22 protein-coding genes and 1 tRNA gene are annotated in these 24,370 nt (G+C 58.7%); 15 read left to right on the forward strand and 8 right to left on the reverse strand.

Translation table 11 applies throughout. From position 1 onward, the window contains the following. Positions 1 to 175: 175 nt before the first annotated feature. The 4 genes from gltX to C7964_RS09270 form a co-directional block, all read right to left on the reverse strand. Positions 176 to 1,498 (reverse strand): glutamate--tRNA ligase, encoded by a 1,323-nt coding sequence (gene gltX, locus C7964_RS09255; RefSeq protein WP_110279347.1) that lies wholly within the window; start codon positions 1,496 to 1,498, stop codon positions 176 to 178. A gap of 127 nt (positions 1,499 to 1,625) precedes the next feature. Continuing rightward, the gene (locus C7964_RS09260; protein WP_353652413.1) at positions 1,626 to 1,919 is read right to left on the reverse strand and encodes a DUF1801 domain-containing protein; all 294 of its coding nucleotides are present in this window, start codon (positions 1,917 to 1,919) and stop codon (positions 1,626 to 1,628) included. Between the two features lie 151 nt (positions 1,920 to 2,070). Then, a complete protein-coding gene (locus C7964_RS09265) occupies positions 2,071 to 2,598 on the reverse strand; it encodes a hypothetical protein (protein ID WP_146214844.1) in 528 nt (175 codons plus the stop codon). Further along, positions 2,588 to 4,249: an NAD+ synthase gene (locus tag C7964_RS09270; RefSeq protein WP_110279349.1), complete on the reverse strand. Its 1,662-nt coding sequence runs from the start codon at positions 4,247 to 4,249 to the stop codon at positions 2,588 to 2,590. The genes C7964_RS09265 and C7964_RS09270 overlap by 11 nt, the downstream gene beginning before the upstream one ends. 140 nt (positions 4,250 to 4,389) lie before the next feature. Here C7964_RS09270 and C7964_RS09275 point away from each other — a divergent pair, with 140 nt between their 5' ends. Together C7964_RS09275 and C7964_RS09280 are read left to right on the forward strand one after the other, a co-directional pair. Further along, positions 4,390 to 5,799: an MORN repeat-containing protein gene (locus tag C7964_RS09275; RefSeq protein ID WP_502693560.1), complete on the forward strand. Its 1,410-nt coding sequence runs from the start codon at positions 4,390 to 4,392 to the stop codon at positions 5,797 to 5,799. A 297-nt stretch (positions 5,800 to 6,096) separates the two neighbouring features. Then, entirely contained in the window at positions 6,097 to 6,522 is a 426-nt protein-coding gene (locus C7964_RS09280) for a c-type cytochrome (protein WP_110279350.1), read from the forward strand. A gap of 102 nt (positions 6,523 to 6,624) precedes the next feature. On the opposite strand, the gene C7964_RS09285 is transcribed toward C7964_RS09280, so the two are convergent. Next, complete coding sequence (locus C7964_RS09285; protein ID WP_110279351.1) at positions 6,625 to 8,148, reverse strand: cryptochrome/photolyase family protein; 1,524 nt, start codon at positions 8,146 to 8,148, stop codon at positions 6,625 to 6,627. Continuing rightward, entirely contained in the window at positions 8,145 to 8,807 is a 663-nt protein-coding gene (locus tag C7964_RS09290; protein ID WP_110279352.1) for an SDR family NAD(P)-dependent oxidoreductase, read from the reverse strand. The genes C7964_RS09285 and C7964_RS09290 overlap by 4 nt, the downstream gene beginning before the upstream one ends. 63 nt (positions 8,808 to 8,870) lie before the next feature. Between C7964_RS09290 and C7964_RS09295 the strand changes: the two genes are divergently transcribed. The 8 genes from C7964_RS09295 to C7964_RS09335 all read left to right on the forward strand — a co-directional run bounded on the left by C7964_RS09295 (position 8,871) and on the right by C7964_RS09335 (position 18,245). Then, positions 8,871 to 9,632: an SdiA-regulated/phytase-like domain-containing protein gene (locus tag C7964_RS09295; RefSeq protein ID WP_110279353.1), complete on the forward strand. Its 762-nt coding sequence runs from the start codon at positions 8,871 to 8,873 to the stop codon at positions 9,630 to 9,632. A 223-nt stretch (positions 9,633 to 9,855) separates the two neighbouring features. Then, on the forward strand, positions 9,856 to 11,415 hold the full coding sequence (locus tag C7964_RS09300; RefSeq protein WP_110279354.1) for a 2-isopropylmalate synthase: 1,560 nt from the start codon (positions 9,856 to 9,858) through the stop codon (positions 11,413 to 11,415). Between the two features lie 307 nt (positions 11,416 to 11,722). Then, positions 11,723 to 12,760, forward strand: coding sequence for a rod shape-determining protein (locus C7964_RS09310; RefSeq protein ID WP_055291896.1), 1,038 nt, complete (start codon positions 11,723 to 11,725; stop codon positions 12,758 to 12,760). A 24-nt stretch (positions 12,761 to 12,784) separates the two neighbouring features. Then, entirely contained in the window at positions 12,785 to 13,708 is a 924-nt protein-coding gene (gene mreC / locus C7964_RS09315; RefSeq protein ID WP_110279356.1) for a rod shape-determining protein MreC, read from the forward strand. Beyond that, on the forward strand, positions 13,701 to 14,240 hold the full coding sequence (locus tag C7964_RS09320) for a rod shape-determining protein MreD (protein WP_110279357.1): 540 nt from the start codon (positions 13,701 to 13,703) through the stop codon (positions 14,238 to 14,240). The genes mreC and C7964_RS09320 overlap by 8 nt, the downstream gene beginning before the upstream one ends. Then, positions 14,237 to 16,177 carry a penicillin-binding protein 2 gene (mrdA, locus tag C7964_RS09325; RefSeq protein WP_110279358.1) on the forward strand — a complete coding sequence of 647 codons (1,941 nt, stop codon included), beginning with the start codon at positions 14,237 to 14,239 and terminating at the stop codon, positions 16,175 to 16,177. The genes C7964_RS09320 and mrdA overlap by 4 nt, the downstream gene beginning before the upstream one ends. Then, positions 16,174 to 17,313 (forward strand): rod shape-determining protein RodA, encoded by a 1,140-nt coding sequence (gene rodA / locus C7964_RS09330; protein WP_076657895.1) that lies wholly within the window; start codon positions 16,174 to 16,176, stop codon positions 17,311 to 17,313. Before mrdA ends, rodA begins: the two co-directional genes overlap by 4 nt. Next, positions 17,313 to 18,245: a 2-hydroxyacid dehydrogenase gene (locus C7964_RS09335; protein ID WP_110279359.1), complete on the forward strand. Its 933-nt coding sequence runs from the start codon at positions 17,313 to 17,315 to the stop codon at positions 18,243 to 18,245. The genes rodA and C7964_RS09335 overlap by 1 nt, the downstream gene beginning before the upstream one ends. On the opposite strand, the gene C7964_RS09340 is transcribed toward C7964_RS09335, so the two are convergent. Next, the gene (locus C7964_RS09340; RefSeq protein ID WP_110279360.1) at positions 18,242 to 19,021 is read right to left on the reverse strand and encodes an SseB family protein; all 780 of its coding nucleotides are present in this window, start codon (positions 19,019 to 19,021) and stop codon (positions 18,242 to 18,244) included. The two genes, C7964_RS09335 and C7964_RS09340, sit on opposite strands and share 4 nt — an antisense overlap. Next, positions 19,018 to 19,602, reverse strand: a complete 585-nt coding sequence (locus C7964_RS09345) for a uracil-DNA glycosylase family protein (protein ID WP_110279361.1) — start codon at positions 19,600 to 19,602, stop codon at positions 19,018 to 19,020. Before C7964_RS09345 ends, C7964_RS09340 begins: the two co-directional genes overlap by 4 nt. Before the next feature lie 158 nt (positions 19,603 to 19,760). On the opposite strand from C7964_RS09345, the gene C7964_RS09350 reads away from it, so the two are divergent. The 5 genes from C7964_RS09350 (at position 19,761) to C7964_RS09370 (ending at position 24,256) form a co-directional block, all read left to right on the forward strand. Next, on the forward strand, positions 19,761 to 20,420 hold the full coding sequence (locus tag C7964_RS09350; RefSeq protein ID WP_110279362.1) for an ABC transporter ATP-binding protein: 660 nt from the start codon (positions 19,761 to 19,763) through the stop codon (positions 20,418 to 20,420). Beyond that, positions 20,398 to 21,948: a KpsE/RkpR family capsule polysaccharide export protein gene (locus tag C7964_RS09355; RefSeq protein WP_110279363.1), complete on the forward strand. Its 1,551-nt coding sequence runs from the start codon at positions 20,398 to 20,400 to the stop codon at positions 21,946 to 21,948. Before C7964_RS09350 ends, C7964_RS09355 begins: the two co-directional genes overlap by 23 nt. After that, the gene (gene kdsA / locus C7964_RS09360; RefSeq protein ID WP_110279364.1) at positions 21,948 to 22,781 is read left to right on the forward strand and encodes a 3-deoxy-8-phosphooctulonate synthase; all 834 of its coding nucleotides are present in this window, start codon (positions 21,948 to 21,950) and stop codon (positions 22,779 to 22,781) included. Before C7964_RS09355 ends, kdsA begins: the two co-directional genes overlap by 1 nt. Before the next feature lie 50 nt (positions 22,782 to 22,831). Further along, entirely contained in the window at positions 22,832 to 24,118 is a 1,287-nt protein-coding gene (locus tag C7964_RS09365; RefSeq protein WP_110279365.1) for a mechanosensitive ion channel family protein, read from the forward strand. A 63-nt stretch (positions 24,119 to 24,181) separates the two neighbouring features. Then, positions 24,182 to 24,256, forward strand: a tRNA-Gln gene (locus C7964_RS09370). Positions 24,257 to 24,370: the final 114 nt, after the last annotated feature.

The following is a 24,370-nucleotide window of genomic DNA, read 5'->3' on the forward strand; positions in this document are numbered from 1 at the left end:
CGGATACCCCGCTCTGGACCACGTAGAATGGGTAAAGCATCGATGTAGACAGGCAAGAACGGCTCACTGACACACTGCCTTGCCAAATGCGGTGCAGTAGGTGCCGAAAAAGGTCGCCTTGTCCCGCAGAGTGGGACACTCCTGAGCAGGCATCGTGCTACCCTTTCCTTGTCCCTCAATCCAGCTTGGGCGCCTTTTGCAAAAGCGGCATGAGTTCGGCCATTTCAGGACCGCGGGCGCGGCCTGTGACAGCTTTGCGCAGTGGCATGAAAAGGGTCTTGCCCTTGCGGCCTGTGGCCTCTTTCACGGCAGTGGTCCATGTCCCCCATGTGTCTGCAGTGTAGGGCATGGGGGGCAACATGGCGAAAGCCTGCGCCACGAAATCGCGGTCTTCGTCGTCAACCAGCGGCGTGGCACCATCGCGCATGAGCGCCCACCAATCGGCAACCTCGTCGAGGCTGTTGATGTTGTCGCGTACAAGCTGCCAGAAAGGCTCGGCCAGAGCGGCGGGCACGCCAGCCGATGTCAAGACATCGGCCACATCACTGGCCTTGAGCGTGGCCAGATGGCGGGCGGTGAGCGGGATCAGATCGGCTGCGTCGAATTTGGTGGGGGCAGAGCCGAATTTCGACAGATCGAAATGGGCGACGACCTCGTCGATATTCGCGCGCAGTTCCACAGGCTCGGATGAGCCAAGGCGCGCCATCAGTGACAGGATCGCCTGTGGCGCGATGCCTTGTTTGCGCAGATCGCGCAATGCCAAGGTGCCGAGGCGTTTGGAGAGCGCCTCGCCTTGAGGGCCGGTCAAAAGCGAGTGGTGCGCGAATGTCGGCACGGTGCCGCCCAGTGCTTCGATCATCTGGATCTGGGTGGCCGTGTTTGTGACGTGGTCAGAGCCGCGCACGATATCGGTGATGCCCATTTCGGTGTCATCGACAACAGAGGCCAGCGTGTAGAGGATCTGGCCGTCGTTCTTGAAAAGCACAGGATCGCTGACCGAGGCCGCGTCGATCGAGATGTCGCCGATGATGCCGTCGGTCCATTCGATGCGTTTGTGATCGAGTTTGAAACGCCAATGCGAACCGCGTTCAGCGCGCAGTGTGTTTTTCTCATCCTCCGAGAGCGCCAGCGCCGCACGGTCATAGACCGGGGGCTTGCCCATGTTGAGTTGCTTCTTGCGCTTGAGGTCGAGCTCGGTCGGCGTCTCGAAGCATTCATAGAGCCGACCCATGTCGATGAGCTTTTGCTTGGCCGCCAGATAGTTTTCCATGCGCGCGGACTGATGTTCCACACGGTCCCATGTGAAGCCGAGCCATGTCAGGTCTTCTTTCAGGCCCGCCACATATTCAGGCTTGGAGCGTTCGCCATCGGTGTCGTCGATCCGCAGGATGAAGGTGCCCCCGTTCTGGCGCGCAATCGCATAGTTGAACAATGCGGCGCGCAGGTTGCCGATGTGGATCCAACCGGTGGGTGATGGGGCGAATCTGGTGGTGGTCATGGGTGCATCTCCTGTTGAAGGGGCTTTGACCATGAGATGCGCGCGATGTCCAGTTGAGGGGTGGTTTGAGGGGCGCTGCCCCTCGGCTGCGCCTCACCCCGAAGTTTGATTGGACATGGAAAACAGGTTAGCCGGGACTGACCGGCCATCTGGTGTTGAGGTCTTTGAGACCCGCGCTGATCAGTTCGGCGAGCACGTCTATGTCGATGTCCGAGAGCGTGTTGATCGTCAGGCAAGATTTGCCGGCTTTGTGTTTGCCTAACCTTGCAAGGATGCTGCCGAAATCCGCATAGCCGGGCATGATGTAGACAGAGAGGCTGGATTTGCGCGGGCTGAACCCCGTTGCCAGAAATGAGCCGCCACGCCCGCTGTCGTACCGATAGTCATAGCGGCCATAGCCGATGATGCTGTCTCCCCATATTGTGGGGTGCTAGCCTGTAATTTGCCGGAACAATCTGTCGAGAGTTTGCGCATCGGCCGCACGTGTGGGGTGTGCGATGGCCGCTAAAAAAGCGCGCACATCCTGATCGGTGGCTTGTGTCTTGTTCGCTGGCATACCGCACCTTAGCAGATTAGGGCCTTTGCTCAAAGGCGGCGCCCGTGACGACCTCCCAAAGCCCCGTCCGCGCACCCAGCACCTCCGAGCGTTTTTCGCGCAGGTGGCGCCCCTGGTTTTCAAGGCGGATCCCGATGAGGTTGATGATATCGGGCGCGTCATGTGTGAGGTGGGCGATATTGAAAGGGATCAAATCTTCGTCTGTCTTGAAGATGATCTGGTCATGTTTGGCCAATGCAGGTCTGTGCAGGCGGATGCTGTGGAGTGCCGCAAGCTGGATCGTTCTGGGAGGGCTGTGGAGTGTCACGGCCTGATCTCTGATTGTCATGCGCAGGGCAGGCTTGCGTAGGGGAAAGGCGGCCCAAAGGCCCAGGGCCACAGGCAGGAGTGCTGAGAGCAGAAAGAGCGCATCGGTCGGACCATCCACCCTCGGCCATGCAAAACGCACGAGGATGAGGTTGAGCGGAAGGCTGATAAAAAGCAGTGCGCCGCCTGCCACGCGCCTAATGCGAAAGCTGTCCCTGATCCGTGTCTCAGCTGTCATCGCGCCAGCGGTTGACGATCGGATAGCGCCGGTCAAGCCAGAAGGCGCGTGCCGACAACCGTGGACCGGGGGCCGACTGGAAGCGCTTGTATTCGCTGATGTAGATCAGGTGTTCGACCCGTTTGACAGTTTCGCGCGCGTAACCGGCCGCCACGCAATCGGCGACCGAGGCCTCTTGATCCACCAGCATTGCCAATATCCCGTCCAGCACATCATAGGGCGGCAGGCTGTCTTCGTCTTTCTGGTCAGGCCGCAGTTCCGCCGAAGGGGGTTTGTCGATAATGGCTTCGGGGATCACCGTGCCTGCGGGGCCACACATCCAGTCGCGGTGATTGGCATTGCGCCAGCGGCAGGCGGCAAAGACGCGCGTTTTATACATGTCCTTGATCGGGTTATAGCCGCCCGCCATGTCGCCGTAGATCGTGGCGTATCCAACGGCGACCTCGGATTTGTTGCCGGTGGTCAGCAGCATTTCCCCGAATTTGTTGGATTGTGCCATCAGCAGAAGGCCCCTGATACGGGACTGGATGTTTTCCTCGGTCAGGTCGGGCGCAAGCCCCGCGAAAAGTGGCGCAAGCGCCTCGGTCACCGCAGCGCGCGGACCTGCGATGCTGATTGTGTCGTAGGTGCAACCCAAAGCATTGGCGGCAGCGGCGGCATCATCGAGCGAGCCTTGGGAAGTGTATTCGGAGGGGAGCATCACGCAGCGCACATTGCCCGCGCCCAGCGCATCGACGGCAATGGCAGCGACGATGGCACTGTCGATCCCGCCCGACAGGCCCAGAAGGACCTTTTTGAAACCGGTCTTGCGCATGTAGTCGCGCAAGGCTTCGACCATCACGCGGTAGTCCTGTTCAAGCGTATCCGGCAGCGAGGCTTTCTCGCCCTCTTTGGCCACCCAACCGTCATCGGTGCGTTCGAAATCGACATGCGTGATGGTGGCATCCATCACAGGCAGTTGCACCGCCAGTTTACCGCCACGATTGAGCACGAAGGAGCCGCCGTCAAACATCTGGTCGTCCTGTCCGCCGACCATGTTGAGGTAGACGAGCGGCACATCGTTTTCGATCACGCGGCTGAGCATCGTCTGCATGCGGATGTTGAATTTATCGCGGAAATAGGGCGAGCCATTGGGCACCACCAAAATCTCGGCGCCGCTTTCGACCATGGCTTCACAGACATCGGGGTACCATGCATCTTCGCAAATGGGGTGGCCGATGCGCGGGCCGTCAGGCAGCGCAAAGGGGCCTGCGATATCGGCGCTTTTGAACAGGCGGACTTCGTCAAAGACGTTGAAGTTGGGCAGGAAGTGTTTGCGGGCACGGGCGACGATCTCGCCACCGCGCAGCGTGAAATAGGCATTGTAAAGCCGGCCGTCTTCCAGCGCAGGGCCACCAATCGACAGGGCGGGACCGTCGGCACAGTCTTTGGCAAGCTGCGTCAGATGCGCCATCGCATCTGCAACAAAAGCCGGTTTCATGATCAGATCCTGGGTCTGGTAGCCGACCAGAAACATCTCGGGCAGCACGACAAGATCGGCGCCAGCGGCTTTGCCCGCCGACCACGCCGCGCGCGCCTGATCGGCGTTGCCTGCGATGTCGCCCACGGTCGGATTGAGCTGCGCCATTGTAAGGCGAAATAATTTTGTCATAGTTTTGTCCAAAAGCCTTGGCATGCATGTAGCAGAAAGAAGCGCGGGGGAAAGCCGTTAGACGACTTCGGCCCAAGGCCGTTGTCAGGTGGCAACTCCTCTCATAAGCTGCAGATACACGGAAGTGAACGGAGAGACGGATGACGATGTTTGTACTACCAAAGACTGCGACTATTGCGATATTGGCCGCAACCATCGCTTCCAGCGGGTTCGCCCAGGATGTCCAGACAAAACAATATGATGACGGCGGTGTCTATGAAGGAACCTTCGTCGATGGCAAGCAGGATGGCACCGGCACCTACCGGCTTCCGAACGGGTATGAATACACCGGCCAGTGGGTTGCGGGTGAAATCCGCGGCCAAGGCAGAGCGATATTCCCCAACGGGTCTGTCTATGAGGGGGCTTTTGTCGCAGGCAAGCCCGAAGGCCAGGGTCGAATCACATTTGCGGATGGTGGCACATTTGAAGGCGAATGGGTCGATGGCAACATTACCGGGCAAGGCATTGCCGAATATGCCAACGGTGTTGTCTACGAGGGTGAATTCCGCAATGCCATGCATAACGGCATCGGTACCATGACCAGCCCCGGCGGCTATATCTATGAAGGTGCGTGGGTGAATGGCGAGAAGGAAGGTGAGGGCAAGATCACCTATCCGGATGGTGCCGTCTATGAAGGCACTCTCAGAGCCGGCGAACGTGATGGCACCGGCACGATGACCATGGCGGACGGTCTGGTCTACACAGGCGAATGGGTCGATGGGCGCATTCAGGGTGCTGGCACACTCACGCAGCCCAACGGTGATGTCTATGTGGCAAACTTCGTCGATGGCAAACGTGAAGGCGAAGGCGTGGCCACCTATTCCAACGGCGATGTCTATGAAGGGACCTTTGTGAACGATCTGCGGCACGGCACAGGCACTTTCCGTGGTACAGATGGGTATGTTTATGTGGGTGAGTGGGTTGAAGGCCGCATTGAAGGCCAAGGCGAAGTGACCTATCCGGACGGCTCCGTTTACGTCGGCACCTTCGTGAACAGCCTTGCCGATGGCACCGGCAAAATCACCTATACGGACGGGTCAACCTATGAAGGCGAATGGGACGCCGGCGTGATCAATGGTGTTGGTGTTGCAACGCTTGGCAACGGTCTGGTCTATGAGGGCGAGTTCCTGAATGCCCGCAACCACGGCCAAGGGAAAATGACCTATGCTGACGGCTATGTCTATGAAGGCCAGTGGTCCGAGGGCCAGCGCAACGGTCTGGGCCGGGCGGTTTATGCCGACGGCGCGGTCTATGTGGGCGAGTTCCTGAACGGACAGCGCAACGGTGAGGGTGAAATCACCCTGCCCGATGGCTTTACCTATGTCGGCCAATGGCAGGACGGTGTGATCAACGGCACAGGTGTTGCGACCTATGCCAATGGCGACGTCTATGAGGGTGGCTTCGTCCGTGGCCGCCGCGAAGGCGAAGGCACGATGCGCTATGCCACAGGGCAGGAAAGCGTTGGCATCTGGTCAGACGGCGCTTTGGTGTCAGAGACAACCGGCAACTAAAGACGTCAGACAACGAATTGCAAAGGGTCAGGGGTTTCTCTGGCCCTTTTGCTTTTGTTCAGGTCGCATTGGAAATGCCAAGAGCTGCCAGTCTAAGCGCAGATAACCCAGCTCAGGGCCTCGCCGAAGACAGCCGTTCGTGCAGCATGCAGACCATCTCTATGACCGGACCACGGGCAAAGCTGCAAACGTCTGAGTGCGGCGCCTACGCATTGATAAAAATCAACACGCGATCATCAAGAACTATCTAGCCTGAAATTTCATTGGAGAACTCATCTACTGGAATTGGAGAAGGCAATGATCGACCATACAAAACGTTTTCTTTCGGCGATGGCAGTCATCCTTGCCATTCCTGGTGCGTCAGCCGCGCAAGAAATTGGAGAGGCGTCGTTTATGGCGAACTGCGCAGCTTGCCATGGTGCGGATGGAACCGGCAATGGCCCAATTCTCGACTTCTTGAAGACCGCGCCCTCTGACCTGACGGGACTTTCAGAGCGAAATGGCGGGCAGTTTCCTTTCAAACGCGTTTATGAAGTCATCGCTGACGCTGATCAGAACCGTGGTCATGGAACCAGCGAAATGCCAATCTGGGGAAACAGATTTAACGCTGATATCATTGCCCAAGAAGGGGAATTTGGGACTGGTCGTAGCGGAATGCCTACAGCACAAGCCCGTGTGCTTGAGTTGGTCTTCTATCTTGCGACAATCCAGGATCAACAGTGAACGCCCTTGCCACAGTGTAACTGGCTGAATGCGCCAAAAATCGCTCGGCGCAAAGCTTTCTGAAAGACCTGCACCCGTTGCCGCGTTTGATTATCACTGCCTCTAGACCTTTTCACCCGCTTCCAGCTTTTTGAGGAACCCGTCGGCTTCGGACAGGACTGTTTCGCGGCGGTCCTCGTCCATCCGGTCCCAGACGCGGTACATGTTGCCCATACGCGGGTTGCCCTCAAAACGGTCGCGGTGGCGGTCAAGGAAGTGCCAGTAGAGCAGGTTGAACGGGCAGGCCTTGTCGCCTGTCTTATCCTGCACGCGGTAGGCGCAGGCACCGCAGTGGTCGGACATTTTATGGATGTAGTTGCCTGACGAAATATAGGGTTTTGATGCGATGATCCCGTCATCGGCGAATTGGCTCATGCCGATCACATTGGGGGCCTCGACCCATTCGTAGGCGTCGGCATAGACCGCAAGATACCATTCATGCACCTGCGCGGGGTCAATGCCGGCAAGCAGCGCAAAATTACCTGTCACCATAAGACGCTGGATATGGTGGGCGTAGGCCTCGGCCCTGGTTTGACCGATGGCCTTGGACATGCAGTTCATCCTGGTCTCACCGCCCCAGTACATCTCGGGCAGCGCACGGTCGTGGCCTAGCGCATTGCGGGCGGTGTAATCCGGCCCTTCGCGGAAATAGATGCCGCGCACATATTCGCGCCAGCCGATGATCTGCCGGATAAAGCCTTCAACGGCATTCAGCGGCGCGTCACCGTCGCGGTAGGCCTGAGCGACTTTCTGGCAGACCTCCAGCGGATCAAGCAGGCCCGCATTGATATAAAGCCCGACAACCGCGTGATAGAGAAAGCGGTTGTCATCAAGCATGGCATCCTGAAAGTCACCGAAATTGGGCAAACCGCCCTTGATCCAATGGGCCAGATGCTGGCGCGCCTGTCCGGTGTCGGTGGCAAACCAGAAGGGTTCCAGATCGCCGAAGTTGTCACCGAAACGGTCCGCGACCAGCGCCAGCACCTCTTTGGTCGTGTCGTCCGGCGTAAACTGCATCGGCCCGCCATAGGTCACCTGATCGGGGGCCGGTTTGCGGTTGTCGTGGTCGTAGTTCCACTTGCCACCCTCGGGCTGATCGCCGTCCATCAGCAGGCCCGTTTTGCGGCGCATCTCGCGGTAGAAATACTCCATCCGCAACTGTTTGCGCCCCTCGGCCCAGTCATCGAATTCCTGATGGGACGCGATAAAACGGGTGTCGGGCAGGCAGTGGGTTTTCAGCGGCATGTCCCCCAAGGCCGCGATAAGCCGCCATTCGCCCGGTTCGGTGTAGACGACACCAGCAGCGTTATGTTCGGACGCGCGGCGGATCAATTCGCCGGTGATAGAGCCGCTGTTGTGGGGATCATCCAGCGGGGTGTAGGCCACGGTCCAGCCATCATCGCGCAGGGTTTGCGCGAATTTGCGCATGGCAGCAAAAGTGAAGGCGATTTTCTTGGGGTGATGGGGCACGTAGGACGCTTCGTCCGCAACTTCGGCCATAACCACAACGTCTTGGGCCTTATCGCCTTTTTGCAGCACCGACAGGTTGGGCGAGAGCTGGTCACCCAGAACGAGAAGCAGCCTCACCAGACAATCTCCTGACCGGCGTAATCATAAAAGCCGCCGGTGTTGTCAGGGGTCAGGTTCGCGATGACGTTCAACAGGTTTTTCGCGGCGTCCTGTGGTTCCACGGTTTTGTGGCGGCCTGCATAATCCGCAGTAAATGATGTCGCGACCGTGCCGGGGTGGAGGGCTACGCAGATGGATTGCTTGTGTGACCTGCCCAGCTCGATTGCGGCGCCATGCACGATCTGGTTCAGCGCCGCCTTGGACGCGCGGTATGAATACCAGCCGCCGATCTTGTTATCCCCGATCGAGCCGACCCGTGCCGAAAGCGTGGCGATCACCCCGCGGTCGTCTTTGGACAAAAGGCGCGCGGCGTGGCGCAGGATCAGCGCCGGACCGATGGCGTTGACGGTAAAGACCGCTGCCATGTCCTCGGACTTGATCGCAGAGAGGGATTTCTCCGGTGTGCCCCAAAGCGGGGCAAGGATCCCAAGCGCGACGAAGATCAGGTCGAACGGGCCTTCTTGCGCCGCCATGCAGCGTTCTACCGAGGCCGGGTTGCCAACATCGAAGCCATCAATCGACCGTGACAGGCCGGTAACGTCCCAGCCATCGCCCTGTAGTTGGGCTGTGACCGCCGCCCCGATGCCGCCTGTTGCCCCGATCACCAATGCACGCATGTTCTTCTCCTTTGACTTGCCGCGATTTAGCGCCACCTTTGGAAGGGACAAGGAGGAAGACCCATGCGTCAGGTAATTCCACTGCTGGCCTTGCTGGCCACCCCTGCGGCGGCGCTGGAGCTGACGTTCCAGACGAGCTACGACCTCGCGCGGCCCTCCAGCCTTGATTACGACCCCACGTTCTGCGGCCTGTGGATTGCGAATGAAAGCCGCGAGGTACTGCTGGTGACCTTGCAGGGCGATGAATTGCGCCGCTTTCAAAGTGATCTGAACCGTATCAAGGCCGTGACTGTTGAGGATAATCACCTGCTGGTCGCGGACGGTTTCGGGAATTTCCAGCGGATCAGCAAGGATGGGGTGGCACTTGAGGCCCCTTTCGCATCAAGTCAGGGCTGGGCCGATACCGAAGGTATGGTGATTGATGACGATGGCATGATCGTGACCGTCGAGGATGATCCCGAGCGGATGACTTGGCTGTCGCCCACAGGCCAAGTGGAGCGACAAATCAACACGATGTCCTTGAACCCGCCCCTGTCCGAGGCGCAAGGCATCGCACGGGACACGCGCACAGGGCATTTGCTGATCGTGGATGACATGGAAGGCACCAATAGCCTTTATGAATTCAACGCCGAAGGTGAACTGTTGGGCACCACGTCTCTGCTGCCGTATGGGCGGGACCCGGAAGGAATAGCGATCCGCCCCGGATCAAACCAGGTCTTTATCGCCTTTGACAGCGGCGCCAGCATTGCGGCCTTTGATTACCAGCCCACCCTGCCCGACGGTGCCCCGCCACTGCCACCGGAATCCGATTGCCTGATGTTTTAGGGCGTAATTTCCGCGCCCGGGATGGCATTTCGGGGTTTTCATCACGGAAATCGTGTCTATAGTCGCGCGCATGATGAACCGTGCACATATCACTTCTGCTGCCTGCAAAGGGCTGCTTTCGCGCGACATCCTACTCCTTAGCTGCCTCTGAGCGTGCCTGTCGGCGCGACCGCTCAGAGGGTGAAACGCGCCAAGATATGCTAGGGACAAAAGGAATACCAAAATGACCAAATCGAACGAAGTGTTGATTTTCGACACCACATTGCGCGACGGCGAGCAATCTCCGGGCGCGACCATGACCCATAACGAAAAGCTCGAAATCGCCGAACTGCTGGACGAGATGGGCGTTGATATTATCGAGGCGGGTTTCCCGATTGCCTCGGAAGGTGATTTTCAGGCGGTGAGCGAGATTGCGAAACTGTCGAAATCCGCCACTATTTGCGGTCTGTCGCGCGCCAACTACAAGGATATCGATCGCTGCTGGGAAGCAGTGAAACACGCGAAATCCCCACGCATCCACACGTTTATCGGCACATCCCCGCTTCACCGTGCGATCCCGAACCTGACCATGGACGAGATGGCGGAGCGTATTCACGATACGGTCACCCATGCGCGCAACCTGTGTGACAACGTGCAGTGGTCGCCGATGGATGCGACACGGACCGAATGGGACTACCTGTGCCGTGTGGTCGAGATTGCGATCAAGGCGGGTGCCACCACGATCAATATTCCTGATACAGTTGGGTACACCGCGCCGCGCGAAAGCGCCGATCTGATCCGCCGCCTGATCGCAAATGTGCCGGGTGCGGATGACGTGATTTTTGCAACCCACTGCCACAACGACCTTGGGATGGCGACCGCCAACTCTTTGGCAGCCGTCGAGGGTGGCGCGCGCCAGATCGAGTGTACGATCAACGGTCTGGGCGAACGTGCGGGCAATACCGCGCTGGAAGAGGTCGTGATGGCGCTCAAAGTGCGCCATGACATCATGCCCTACACCACCAAGATCGATACGCGGAAGATCATGAATATCTCGCGCCGCGTGGCGACAGTGTCGGGCTTTGCGGTGCAGTTCAACAAAGCCATCGTCGGCAAGAACGCCTTTGCCCATGAAAGCGGCATTCACCAGGACGGGATGCTGAAAAACCGCGAGACTTTCGAGGTGATGAAACCCGAGGATGTGGGTCTGGCGGGGACATCCCTGCCCCTGGGCAAACATTCGGGCCGTGCAGCACTGCGTGCGAAACTGGCGGAGCTAGGGTTCGATCTTGCGGACAACCAGCTGAACGATATCTTTGTGCGCTTCAAGGATCTGGCGGACCGTAAGAAGGAAGTCTTTGACGATGACCTGATGGCGCTGGTCTATCAAAACGACAGCGCCGAGGACCGGCTGAAGCTGAAATCCCTGCGTGTTGTCTGCGGCACCCAAGGCCCCCAGACAGCCGATATGGTGATGGAAATTGACGGCGCCGATGTTGAAACATCGGCCACAGGTGACGGTCCGGTGGATGCGACCTTCAACGCCGTCAAGGCGTTGTTCCCGCATGGTGCGCGCCTGCAACTGTATCAGGTCAGCGCAGTGACCGAGGGTACAGATGCGCAGGCGACAGTCTCGGTCCGGATGGAAGAAGAGGGCCGCATCGCGACGGGACAATCGGCCGATACCGATACCGTAGTGGCAAGTGCCAAAGCCTATATCAACGCGCTGAACCGCCTGCTTGTGCGCCGCGAACAATCAGAGCCTGGATATGACGTAAAGGGTGTCAGCTACAAGGACACCTGAGGCAATCTGCACCGACTCAATAAACAAACGGCGATCCATTGACTTGGGTCGCCGTTTGTCGTTCGGCGGCAAGGGTCATACAGATGACAGGACCCGATATCACACACGATGTTGCAAAAGTATAACCAATGGGCATTTTGGGGCAAATTTTATCATTTTCAGATTGATAAATCACAAGTGGCAGATTGCCGCCGCGTTTCAAAAATGGAGGGCTTCTATCCCTTCGAGAGTGTCTTTATAACCAATTGAAACCCGCCAGTGCGCAGTGGAGCGGGACAAACACTTTATTATCGGGACGACCTCTCAAATGGCAGGCTTTGGCGGATTGTTTTCATCAGATATGGCGATTGACCTCGGCACAGCGAACACGCTTGTGTACGTCAAAGGCAAGGGCATCGTTTTGTCTGAACCTTCTGTGGTCGCCTACCACGTCAAGGACGGCGTCAAGAAGGTCCTTGCGGTGGGCGAGGATGCCAAATTGATGCTCGGCCGCACGCCCGGCAGCATCGAGGCGATCCGCCCGATGCGCGACGGTGTGATTGCGGATTTTGATACCGCCGAAGAGATGATCAAATACTTCATCCGCAAAGTGCACCGCCGCTCGACCTTTTCGAAACCCAAGATCATCGTCTGTGTCCCGCACGGTGCAACGCCTGTCGAAAAGCGTGCGATCCGCCAGTCTGTGCTTTCTGCCGGTGCACGCCGTGCCGGTCTGATTGCCGAACCGATTGCTGCGGCTATCGGGGCAGGTATGCCGATCACGGACCCGACCGGGAACATGGTTGTCGATATTGGTGGCGGCACGACCGAGGTCGCGGTGCTGTCTTTGGGTGACATTGTTTATGCACGCTCTGTGCGCGTGGGCGGCGACCGGATGGATGAGGCGATTATCAACTATCTGCGCCGTCAGCATAACCTGTTGATCGGCGAGAGCACCGCCGAGCGGATCAAGACATCTATCGGAACCGCCCGTATGCCCGACGATGGGCGCGGCCAGTCGATGCATATCCGTGGCCGTGATCTGCTGAACGGTGTGCCGAAGGAAACCGAAATCAGCCAGGCGCAGGTCGCCGAGGCGCTTGCCGAACCAGTGCAGCAGATCTGCGAGGCTGTGATGACCGCACTGGAGGCCACACCGCCGGATCTTGCCGCCGACATCGTGGACCGCGGTGTGATGCTGACAGGAGGCGGTGCCTTGCTGGGCCAGCTTGATCTGGCGCTGCGCGAACAGACGGGTCTGGCGATTTCTGTCGCCGACGAGTCACTCAATTGTGTAGCCTTGGGCACGGGCCGCGCACTGGAATATGAAAAACAGCTGCGGCATGTGATAGACTACGACAGCTAACAGATAGCGAGGGAATATCCGCCCTTGGCACGCGACAAGAATAGTGAAGACTTCATCGGCCCGATCCGCAGATTGCTGGTTGGGGTGTTGGTCTTGGCGCTTGTCGGTCTGTTTCTAGTCTGGCGGATCGACAGTCCGCGCGTCGAAAGGCTGCGCGCGGCCACCGTTGATGCCGTTGTGCCGTCTTTCAATTGGGCGATGGCCCCGATCACCGGTGCCGCCAATCTGGTGAGCGATTTCCAAAGCTATCAGCAACTGCGCGCCCAGAATCAGGATTTGCGCCGCGAGCTGCAACAGATGCGCGCGTGGCGCGAGGCCGCGCTACAGCTGGAACAGGAAAACGCGAAGCTGCTTGATCTGAATAACGTGAGCCTTGATCCGAAACTCACTGTTGTCACGGGTGTCGTGATTACAGACAGCGGATCGCCGTTCCGCCAATCGGTTCTGGTGAATGTGGGCGCGCGCGACGGCATTCTTGATGGCTGGCCCACAATGGATGCCATCGGGCTGGTGGGCCGGATCGCGGGTGTCGGGCAAAACAGCAGCCGTGTGATGTTGCTGACAGATACCTCGAGCCGCATCCCAGTCACCATCCAACCCTCTGGTCAACGCGCTATTCTTGCCGGCGACAATTCCCTGAACCCGCCACTGGAGTTTCTGGAGGATGCAGCCCTTGTCCGGCCCGGTGACAGGGTTGTCTCGTCCGGTGATGGCGGTGTGTTTCCGGCTGATCTGTTGGTGGGTCAGGTTGCTTTGGGCACGGACAACCGGTTGCGGGTCCGTCTGGCGGCCGATTATCAAAGACTGGAATTCTTGCGTGTTCTGCGCTCGCAACCCCACGAACGCATCGGCGATCCGGGAAATCTGCTTGCGCCCGAGGCCGAGTTCTTTGGCCCCGCAGCCATCAACCCTGCCGCATTGAACGCATCGGAGTTTGGCGATGGCTGAATGGGCAGACAGCAAAACGTGGTCGAACAGGCTTGTCTTTATCGCATTGGCCTTTGTGTTGATCGTGCTTGATCTGGTGCCGCTGGATATGCGCCCTTCGCTTTGGGCCGCACCGGATGTGCTACTGGCGGCGACACTTGCCTGGGTCGCGCGCAAGCCAAGCTATGTTCCTGTCTTCATCATTGCGATGATCATGCTTTTGACAGACTTTTTGTTCCTGCGCCCGCCGGGGCTTTGGGCGGCACTGGTTGTTGTGCTTTCCGAGGCGATCCGCCGCCAGCATCGCGAATTCCGCACGATGCCTTTCCTGGTCGAATGGGGCACAATCGCCTTCGGGATTGTTGCCATCACCGTGATCAACCGTATCGTGCTCGTGGTGGTCATGGCGCCAGTGGCACCTTTGGCGCCGACATTGATTGAAATGGTCGCAACTATTCTGGTTTATCCTATAGTACTTATTGCAGCGCACTTCATCTTCGGGGTGTCGCGCATGTCACCGGGTGAAGTTGGCAGTAAGGGACAGGTTCTATGAAGCGCGCACCCAAAGATGTGATTGCAGGCGCACGCACTGTCAGTCGCCGCGCGCTGGTTGTGGGCGGTGTCCAGCTTGGGATCGTGGGGGCCCTGGGCTGGCGGATGCAGTCCTTGCAGGTCGAACAGGCCGACCAATTCCGCCTCTTGGCCGAGGAAAACCGGATCAACATTCGTCTGCTTCCGCCGTCGCGCGGTCTGATCTTTGATCGTAACGGGATTCCGATCGCCGCCAATGAGCAGAATTACCGCGTTGTCATGGTCCGCGAAGATGCGGGCGACGTGGGCGAGGTTTTGGCAAAGCTGACCGAGATCGTGGAGATCGACCCCCGTGATCTTGCGCGTGCGATGGAAGAAATGCGCCGCCGCTCGCCTTTTGTGCCTGTCACGATTGCGGACCGTCTGTCTTGGGAAGATGTGGCGCAGATCAACCTCAATACCCCCGCCCTGCCCGGCATTCAGGCCGAAGTTGGTCTGAGCCGTGTTTACCCCTGGGGGGCTGATCTGGCCCATGTTGTCGGATACGTTGGCCCTGTGAGCGATTATGATCTCAGCCGGATCGATGATCCTGATCCCCTGCTGCAAATTCCTAAGTTCCAGATCGGCAAAACCGGCGCGGAAAACCGGCTGGAACGCACGCTGCGCGGCACTGCAGGCACGCGCCGGATCGAGGTGAATGCCGCAGGCCGCATCATGCGCGAGCTTGACCGCCAAGAGGGTGATCCGGGCAAGGATGTGCAACTGACGCTGGATAGCCGGCTGCAAAGCTATGTGCAGGCGCGGCTGGACAATGAAAGCGCCGGTGCGGTTGTCATCGACCTTGAGAATGGTGATTTGCGCGCCATCGCGTCCGCGCCTGCCTTTGATCCCAACCTTTTTGTGCGCGGTATTTCCGTGGCGGACTGGACTGCGCTGAACGAAGACAAATACCGCCCGCTCGCCGCAAAAGCGGTGCAAGGCACCTATCCTCCGGGTTCGACCTTTAAGATGGTCACGGTTTTGGCAGCGATGGAGGCGGGTGTCGTCACCCCTGATGAAACAGTCTATTGCCCGGGCTATACGGATGTCTTCAACATCCGGTTCCACTGCTGGAAACGTGGCGGCCACGGCAATATGAACCTGCACGAAAGCCTCAAGCAAAGCTGCGACTGTTATTATTATGAGATCGCCCAGCGCGTCGGTATCGACAAGATGGCAGAGATGGCCCGCAAGCTGGGTTTGGGCGTGCGCCATGATCTGCCGCTCTCGGCGGTGGCCGAGGGGCTGGCACCCGATAAGGAATGGAAAGCGCGCGTGCGCGGCGAAGAATGGCGGATCGGCGATACTGTGAACGCCTCGATCGGACAGGGTTATGTGCTTTCCTCGCCCTTGCAGCTTGCCGTGATGACTGCGCGTCTTGCCACGGGCCGTGTCGTGACACCGCGCCTGATCCGGCTGATTGACGGGGTCGAGCAACCCTCCGGTTTGGGCGAAAGTCTGGGGCTGAATGAGAACACCCTGCGCCGCATCCGCGCGTCGATGGAGGATGTGTGCAACCACCGTCGCGGAACAGCCTATGGATCGCGGATTATTGACGAAGCGCATAAGATGGCTGGCAAGACGGGAACCAGTCAGGTGCGCCGCATCACGCCCGAGGAACGCGCAGCCGGTGTCACCCGCAACGAGGACCTGCCGTGGGAACGCCGCGACCACGCGCTATTTGTGGGCTATGCGCCTTATGACAACCCGCGCTATGCCGTGTCGGTCGTCGTGGAACATGGCGGTGGCGGATCGGCTGCGGCGGCACCGATTGCGCGTGATATTCTGTTGCAGGCCCAATATGGCGGCCCGCCCCCGCTTGAGGCCTATCCCGCCGCAGTGCGTGACCGTATTGCAGAGCAACAACGCCGGATTGAAGCCCGTGTTCCGCAGGGTGCAACAGGGCGCAGCCGCGTATGAGCTATCTTGAGTATAACACCAAGTATGTCCCGACCGGATTTCGCAAGGTGCTGCACCTGAACTGGGCGATTATTCTGTTGCTCATTGCGGTCGCAAGTGCCGGTTTTCTCATGCTTTATTCGGTCGCAGGCGGGTCGATGACGCCTTGGGTGGAACCACAGATGCAGCGTTTTGCGCTTGGCATGGTCCTGATGCTGATCGTGGCGATGGTGCCGATCTGGTTCTGGCGCAACATGGCCTTTGTCGCCTATGGCGGATCGTTGGTTTTGCTTCTGGGCGTTGAATTTTTCGGCGAGGTGCGCATGGGCGCCCAGCGCTGGATTGATCTGGGTTTCATGCGCTTGCAGCCTTCGGAGCTGATGAAAATAACCTTGGTGATGTTTCTCGCCGCTTACTATGACTGGCTGCCGAACAAGAAGACCTCGCATCCGCTTTGGGTGGTCGTGCCGGTGGTCATCATTGTCGTGCCGACACTGCTGGTTCTACGTCAGCCGGATCTGGGGACAGCGCTCTTGCTGCTTATCGGTGGCGCCACGGTAATGTTCCTTGCCGGGGTCCATTGGGCCTATTTTGCAACCGTGGGCGGGGGCGGGATCGCCGCCGTTGTCGCCGCCCTGCAAAGCCGCGGCACGCCGTGGCAGCTTTTGCAGGATTACCAGTATCGCCGGATTGATACCTTTCTGGACCCTGCAAATGACCCCTTGGGCGCAGGCTATCACATCACGCAGGCCAAGATTGCGTTGGGTTCTGGTGGGTGGACCGGACGGGGTTTCATGCAAGGCACACAATCGCGCCTGAATTTCCTGCCCGAAAAACATACCGATTTTATCTTCACGACCCTGGCCGAGGAATTCGGCTTTGTCGGTGCTTTCACCTTGCTGGTGCTCTATCTGCTGATTGTCGTTTTCTGCATCATTTCGGCAATGGGCAACCGTGACCGCTTTGCCTCTTTGCTGACACTTGGTGTCGCGATGACCTTCTTTCTCTTTTTTGCTGTGAACATGGCGATGGTGATGGGCCTTGCCCCTGTCGTCGGTGTGCCTTTGCCGCTGGTCAGCTATGGCGGGTCCGCCATGCTCGTCCTGCTGGTGGCTTTCGGCCTTGTTCAGAGCGCCCATATCCATAGGCCACGCTGATGCTGAATATCCTTTTCTCTGCCAAACCTGCCGCGTGGGAGGAATATGAAGGGCCGCTGAATGCGGCCCTGACCGAGGCTGGCCTGTCCGCAAACCTGTCGCGCACGCACGCGCCGCAGGATGTGGACTACATCATTTTTGCCCCCAACGGGCCCGTAACGGACTTTCGCCCCTATACAAAAACCAAGGCGGTAATGGGTCTTTGGGCCGGGGTCGAGACGATTGTGAACAATGAAACCCTGACCCAACCGCTCTGCCGATTGGTGGATGAGAGCCTGACAGCGGGGATGGTGGAATGGGTGACAGGGCATACGCTGCGCCATCATCTGGGGATGGATACCCATATCTTTGGTCAGGACGGTGTGTGGCGCGATGACAGCTTTCCGCCTGTGGCCGCCAAACGCCCTGTGACGATCCTCGGGATCGGTGCCTTGGGGGCAGCCTGCGGTCAGGCGCTTGCGGCTTTGGGCTTTCCGGTGACAGGGTGGAGCCGCAATCCCAAAAATATCACCGGTCTGCGCTGCTTGCATGGCGATGACGGGCTGCGCGAGGCACTGACCGACGCGCAGATTGTCGTGCTTTTGCTACCGCAAACGCCCGAAACGACGAATATTCTGAACGCCGAGACGCTGGCGCTGATGGCGAAGGGCAGTTTCGTCATCAACCCCGGCCGTGGGCCGCTGATTGATGATGAGGCACTTCTGGCCGCCTTGGATGCAGGCCAGATTGCCCATGCAACGCTGGATGTGTTCCGGATCGAACCGCTGCCGGCGGAGCACGAATATTGGGCGCATCCACAGGTGACGGTCACGCCGCATATCGCATCCACCACACGGCCCGAGACCGCAGCACAGGTGATTGTGGACAACATCGTGCGCGGCGAGGCGGGCCAGCCGTTTCACTATCTGGTGGATCGCGCGCGGGGCTACTAGCGCAGTTTCGGCGGTTTCGCAGGGTCCATCCCCGGTGCGCTGCCCGGGGTTTGCGGTGCTTCCAGCGCGGGCAAATCAAAGCGCAACCCGACGCGCGCCAGATGTGCGGCCAGCGGATCGGCGGCGCGCACAAAGAGCACATCCATCATGCCTGCTTCGATGCCCGAGAAGGTCAGCGCCTCACCTGCCGCAGAGGCCAGCGCCTTTTCCGCACCTTCCAGCGCATCGACGAAGGCCAGAACGTGGCCGCGCGCGCCGTCTTCATAGGTGGCCGCTGCAAGATAGGCGAAACGCGCGAGCCCCGCGGCGATTGCCAGTTTGCGATCAAGCCCGGTAACGACCGCCTCGGGCAGGCCCTTGGGGGCAGAGACTTCGGTCAGGCGTGCCTCGGTCTCATCGGGTCCGTGCGACAGGGTTTGCACCAGCCAGTCAATCGCCTCGGCAGGGATCAGCATGGCAGAAGGCGCGACTTCGAGGTTGAGCGCCAGACCGATCCCTTGCCCTGCCAGCATTTGCGCCAAGGCGCGGCCCGGGATGCCTGCATAGGGTGCAGCACGCCCCACAAATTGCGACAGCCGCTCTTCGCGGTCGAAGACAAGGGCAAAGCGCTGGTCTTCGATGTCGAAAAGCTCGGGCGTGATCTGGTCGCCTTCCGCCTCGGCGCCCAGCAGCATGAACAGTTCGGTATCAGCGAGGCGTTCGTAAAACCGCAGGCGCGCGGTGTCGTCATCGGGGGCCGCTTCCATTGCGGCATGGGCCAGATCAAGGTCGGTCATTGCATTTCATCTTTCACTGCTGCGCGTAAGGCCGGCAAAAGGTCCGTTTCAAACCACGCATTCTTCTTGAGCCAAGCGGTATTGCGCCACGACGGATGAGGCAAGGGGAAGACACGCGGCGCAAGGCCGCGCCACCCTGCCACCGTCGCAGTGACGGATTTCTGCGGGCCAAGGTGCCAGCGATGCGCGTAACCGCCGACAAGGATCGTCAGCGGCACATCGCCGAGGGCCGCCATCACGCGGTCATGCCATGTGGCTCCGCAGATGGCAGGCGGCGGCAGATCTGCGCCCTTTGCGTCATATCCGGGAAAGCAAAACGCCATCGGGACGATCGCAACCCTTTCGCGGTCATAAAGACTTGCGCTGTCCATCCCCAACCAATCGCGCAAACGGTCGCCAGAACGGTCGGCAAACGGCCTGCCTGCTTCATGCACACGCAATCCGGGTGCCTGACCTGCAATCAGAATACGGGGGCTGTTCTGAAACCACACCACGGGGCGCGGGCTATGCCGCGTTTTCGTCTGCGCAAAACGATCCGCGCAGATCCGACATGCGGAAATTTCGTATTGGAGACTTCTCAAGGTACGCTCTCGGCCTGATGATGCGGCGCGTATGCCCGCTCACGCAATTGTCGCTATATTGATGCCACAAAGTCGCTGTATGGAAAACGGCATAGGCATGTTAATACCTTGCCTGTAAGAAAAATACGCACCGGTCAGCGGGCAAGAGCGGAAACGGCATGCTTGAATTTGCAGAAGTGAGCAAATCCTTTTGGACAGGGACGCAGCGCAAGGTGATCCTTGATCGCGCCTCTTTTCGCGTGGAGCTGGGCAATTCACTGGGGATTCTGGCCCCAAACGGAACCGGCAAGACAACGCTGATCAACATGATGTCCGGTCTGGAAAAACCCGATGAGGGCACAATCCGTCGCGGTTGCCGGATCTCGTTTCCTTTGGGCTTTATGGGGGGTACGGACGGCACCCAGTCGGCGATGGAAAACAGCCGCTTCATCGCCCGCCTCTACGGTCTGGACCCCGATTATGTCGAGGCTTTCTGTCGGTGGCTTTGCGGTCTGGAAGAATATTTTGACATGCCGCTGGGCACTTATTCATCGGGCATGAAGCAACGTTTCTCTTTTGCGCTGCTTTTGGCGCTGGACTTTGATATCTACCTCATTGACGAAGGGATGCCGGGTGCGACAGATGCGGAATTTAACCGCAAAGCCGGTGAAATCCTGCGGCAAAGATTGGAAAAGGCGACAGTGATTATTGTTTCACACCAGCCGGCCACGTTGGAACGGCTTTGTAAATCCGCCGCGGTGCTCAAGAACGGGCAACTGCATATGTTTGACACCTTGGAAGAGGCGCGCGTGCTTTATGACTACCAAACCCAGGGTTAAAAAATTCCGCATCCGGCGCAAGACGGATGAAGCGCAAGAGCAGGAGCCGAGCGTAGACGCAGCCGAAGAGGTGAAGGCCCCTTCCCACGCTGAACAGATTGCCGCGATCAGCAAAGAGGGGCTGACAGGGCGGCAGTTGCGGATGGCGCGGCGCGTTGCTGTCAAGAACGGGTTTCAGGCCTCGTCAGATTATGATGCCGTGCGGCAATTGCGTGCGGCAGGGATTGATCCGTTCCAGCGCAGTTCGATACTTGAACTGGTCAAGCCCGACAGTGCGAAAATCCCCAGCCGGAGCGGGCGCATCCAGTTGCCGGATACGACCCAAGAGGACGGCATCTCTCTCCCTTCAACCAATAGTGCCGCGACCCTGAACCGGCACGCATCGGAGATTCTCCAAATCCAGCGCGACATCGCGCGGCGGCGCAGACGCAAGCTTGCCCTGCTGTTCACGCGGCTGTCGTTCTTTGTCTTTCTGCCCACCTTTCTTGTCGGCTGGTATTTCTACAAGATTGCCACTCCGATGTATGCCACGAATTCCGAAATCGTGATCCAGCAGGCACAACCCCAAGGCGGCGGCCCGACCGGACTTGCCACGCTGTTTCAGGGCACGTCCATGGCAACCCAGCAGGACAGTATTGCAGTGCAATCCTATCTGGCATCGCGCGAAGCGATGCTGCGGCTCGATGCCGATTTCGGGTTCAAGGAACATTTTTCGGACCCCGCGATTGATTCCATTCAACGGCTGGAAGAGAACGCCACGAACGAAGCGGCATTCGGTCTTTACAGCAACCATGTTAAGATCAGCTACGATCCCACCGAGGGATTGATCCGGATGGAAGTGATCGCCGCGGATCCGGTCAAAAGCTATGAGTTTTCGCAAGCACTGATCGGTTACGCCGAAGAACAGGTGGATCAGCTGACCGCGCGTCTGCGCGAAGACCAGATGCGCGGTGCGCTGCAAAGCTATGAAGAGGCCGAACAGCGTCGCGCGGATGCGCTTGCCACATGGCTTGCCATTCAAGAGGACGTGCGCCAGATCGACCCGCAAAGCGAAAGTGCCGCCCGCATGGGGCAGATCAACTCGCTTGAGAGCGAAAAACAGCGTCTGGAGCTTGTTCTCCAATCTCGCCTCAACGTGGACCGGCCAAGCGAAGTGCAAGTGCAGTCCTTGCGCGACCAGATCGCCAATATCGATAACCTGATCGCTGAATTGCGCGACCAGCTTGTCGGCGGCGCGGGCGAAGAAGTGTCTTTGGCGGCGCGGAATACAGAATTGCGCACAGCCGAAGAGAATTACGCATTCCAGACAGCCATGGTGCAGCAGGCACTGACACAGATGGAAACGGCCCGCATTGAAGCCAACCGTCAGGTCCGTTACCTGTCGCAAAGCGTGCGGCCGGTCATTCCCGATCAGGCCAGCTATCCACGTGCTTTTGAAAACACGGTCCTCGCGTTTTTGATCTTTTCAGGCATCTACCTGATGATTTCGATCACCGCTTCGATCCTCCGCGAACAGGTAAGCTCTTGATGCATAACGTACAAATCGGCGATCTTTCGGTCAGCAATGATAACCCGCTTTTGGTGATTGCCGGCCCCTGCCAGCTCGAAGGTATCGAGCACGCGCAGATGATCGCAGGCAAGATGGCCGAAATCTGTGCCGCCCATGGAGCGCAATTTATCTTCAAAGGCTCCTACGACAAAGCCAACCGTACATCGCTGAGTGGCAAGCGCGGCCTTGGCATGGATGAGGGCCTCAAGGTCATGCAGTCGGTCAAGGACAGCATCGGCTGCCCCGTTCTGACGGATATCCACAGCCCCGAGCAATGCACGACGGTTGCCGCGGTCTGCGACGTGATGCAGATCCCTGCATTCCTGTGCCGCCAGACGGATCTGTTGCTCGCTGCCGGCGAAACCGGTGCGGTGATCAACATCAAGAAGGGTCAGTTCCTTGCACCTTGGGATATGCCCAATGTCGTGTCCAAGATTGAAAGCACAGGCAACAAACGGATTTTGCTGACCGAACGCGGGTCTTCGTTCGGTTACAACACGCTAGTGGCGGATATGCGGTCTTTGCCGATTATGGCGCGCACCGGCTATCCGGTGGTTATGGATGCGACCCATTCGGTCCAGCAGCCTGGTGGCATGGGCGGATCATCTGGCGGACAGCGCGAATTTGCCCCTGTGATGGCCCGCGCGGCCGTGTCTTTGGGGATCGCAGCGGTCTTTATCGAGACGCACGAAGACCCCGACAATGCCCCGTCCGATGGACCAAATATGATCTCGCTGGATCAAATGGACGGCGTGATCAAGAGCCTGATGGCGTTTGACGCACTGGCCAAGGCGGACCCTCTGCGCGTGTGACAGGGCGATTTTCCTTGCTATAAGGGCGCATTGTCAGCTGGATTACTCACATGCGCCTTTTCCTCCCTTTCCTACTGTTTTTTGCGGTAGCGCTGCCTGCTCCGGCGCAAGAGGCCACCGGCACGATTGCCACGGAAACCTCGGCCCAGCAGGACGCGGCCATCGCCCTGCGCATCCGTGAAATTCTTGGCGAATTGGGCAACTATGAAGACGTGACGGTCACGGTCAGCGAAGGTGTCGTGACCCTGCGGGGCACAACCACCTCTGCCGTTGAAGCGGTCGCTCTTGATCCGCTGGCCGCGCGTGTTGCGGGTGTCGTGGCCGTGCGCAACCAGGTGACCGAAACAACCGATATCGGCGACAGGCTGAACCCCGCAATCGACCGGTTCAGGGCGCGTCTGGACCAGTTTATTAACTTTGTGCCGCTCGCGCTGATCGCTGGCGCGGCCTTTGCGCTTGTGGTGTTTTTGGGCTTTGCACTGGCGCGGATGCGCCAACCGTGGGAACGGCTCGCGCCCAATACCTTTATCGCCGAGATCTACCGCCAGCTTTTGCGCATCGCTTTTGTGATCTTCGGTATCGTCATCGCGCTTGATATCCTCAATGCCACAGCGCTTCTGAGTACAATTTTGGGTGCTGCGGGTATCATCGGTCTGGCATTGGGCTTTGCGGTGCGCGACACGGTGGAGAATTTTATCGCCTCGGTCATGCTGTCATTCCGCCAACCGTTCCGCCCCAATGACACGGTCGAGATCAACGGCGATATCGGCAAGGTCATCCGCCTGACCAGCCGCGCAACGATTCTTTTGTCCTTTGACGGCAACCACATCCGGATCCCCAATTCGTCTGTCTTCAAGAGCCGGATCATCAATTACACCCAGAACGCCGAGCGCCGGTTCATGTTTTCGATCATGGTTGAGCGCGATACCGACCTGCAAGCGGCGCGCGCGATGGTGGAACAGACGGTGCAGGAGCTTCCATTCATCTTGGAGGAACCTGCCGCACAAACCTGGATCGAGGCGTTGCACGCCTCTGGTGTCGAGCTTGTGGTGACAGGCTGGGTTGACCAGAACGAGACATCCATCGTGCGTGCCAAGGGTGAAGCACTGCGGCAGGTAAAGCTTGCCATACAGGCCGCCGGCATTGTGATTCCCGATGCGACGCAAGCCATCCAACTAACGAGAGAGACCAAACCGCTCCCGCAGGAGCTTCTGGAAAGCACGCAGGTCGAAACTGTCGAGGCCAGCGAAGACGCCGCTTTGGACCGGATTGTGGACGCCGAACGGCAGGAAGAAATCACCGAAGATTTGCTGCGTCAGGACAGCATGAAAGAATAGCACATTTCTTTGCAAAACGGGCTTGAACCAATCCCGCCTTCGCAGTATCTAGCCCCACGCTGATGGGATGTAGCCAAGTGGTAAGGCAACTGTTTTTGGTACAGTGTACCGTAGGTTCGAATCCTACCATCCCAGCCAGCCTTCCTCCCCTGTTTTCGCGCTGAAAGCTTTGCTCACATTTTGGGGCACGTTGAAGATACTCCGGCGCAATCACTTGGCTCCGGTCGCAACTGTATGAAAGTCCGGTGGCAG

The sequence above is a fragment of the Loktanella sp. PT4BL genome (assembly GCF_003201935.1).
In the GTDB taxonomy this organism is placed as follows: Bacteria; Pseudomonadota; Alphaproteobacteria; order Rhodobacterales; family Rhodobacteraceae; genus Yoonia.

Excerpts from the sequence above, each read along its gene's own strand:
- gltX (WP_110279347.1), bottom strand. The coding sequence starts at position 1,498 with ATGACCACCACCAGATTCGCCCCATCACCCACCGGTTGGATCCACATC.
- C7964_RS09265 (WP_146214844.1), bottom strand. The coding sequence starts at position 2,598 with ATGACAGCTGAGACACGGATCAGGGACAGCTTTCGCATTAGGCGCGTG.
- C7964_RS09270 (WP_110279349.1), bottom strand. The coding sequence starts at position 4,249 with ATGACAAAATTATTTCGCCTTACAATGGCGCAGCTCAATCCGACCGTG.
- C7964_RS09275 (WP_502693560.1), top strand. The coding sequence starts at position 4,390 with ATGACGATGTTTGTACTACCAAAGACTGCGACTATTGCGATATTGGCC.
- C7964_RS09280 (WP_110279350.1), top strand. The coding sequence starts at position 6,097 with ATGATCGACCATACAAAACGTTTTCTTTCGGCGATGGCAGTCATCCTT.
- C7964_RS09290 (WP_110279352.1), bottom strand. The coding sequence starts at position 8,807 with ATGCGTGCATTGGTGATCGGGGCAACAGGCGGCATCGGGGCGGCGGTC.
- C7964_RS09295 (WP_110279353.1), top strand. The coding sequence starts at position 8,871 with ATGCGTCAGGTAATTCCACTGCTGGCCTTGCTGGCCACCCCTGCGGCG.
- C7964_RS09300 (WP_110279354.1), top strand. The coding sequence starts at position 9,856 with ATGACCAAATCGAACGAAGTGTTGATTTTCGACACCACATTGCGCGAC.
- C7964_RS09310 (WP_055291896.1), top strand. The coding sequence starts at position 11,723 with ATGGCAGGCTTTGGCGGATTGTTTTCATCAGATATGGCGATTGACCTC.
- C7964_RS09320 (WP_110279357.1), top strand. The coding sequence starts at position 13,701 with ATGGCTGAATGGGCAGACAGCAAAACGTGGTCGAACAGGCTTGTCTTT.
- mrdA (WP_110279358.1), top strand. The coding sequence starts at position 14,237 with ATGAAGCGCGCACCCAAAGATGTGATTGCAGGCGCACGCACTGTCAGT.
- rodA (WP_076657895.1), top strand. The coding sequence starts at position 16,174 with ATGAGCTATCTTGAGTATAACACCAAGTATGTCCCGACCGGATTTCGC.
- C7964_RS09335 (WP_110279359.1), top strand. The coding sequence starts at position 17,313 with ATGCTGAATATCCTTTTCTCTGCCAAACCTGCCGCGTGGGAGGAATAT.
- C7964_RS09340 (WP_110279360.1), bottom strand. The coding sequence starts at position 19,021 with ATGACCGACCTTGATCTGGCCCATGCCGCAATGGAAGCGGCCCCCGAT.
- C7964_RS09350 (WP_110279362.1), top strand. The coding sequence starts at position 19,761 with ATGCTTGAATTTGCAGAAGTGAGCAAATCCTTTTGGACAGGGACGCAG.
- C7964_RS09355 (WP_110279363.1), top strand. The coding sequence starts at position 20,398 with ATGACTACCAAACCCAGGGTTAAAAAATTCCGCATCCGGCGCAAGACG.
- kdsA (WP_110279364.1), top strand. The coding sequence starts at position 21,948 with ATGCATAACGTACAAATCGGCGATCTTTCGGTCAGCAATGATAACCCG.
- C7964_RS09365 (WP_110279365.1), top strand. The coding sequence starts at position 22,832 with ATGCGCCTTTTCCTCCCTTTCCTACTGTTTTTTGCGGTAGCGCTGCCT.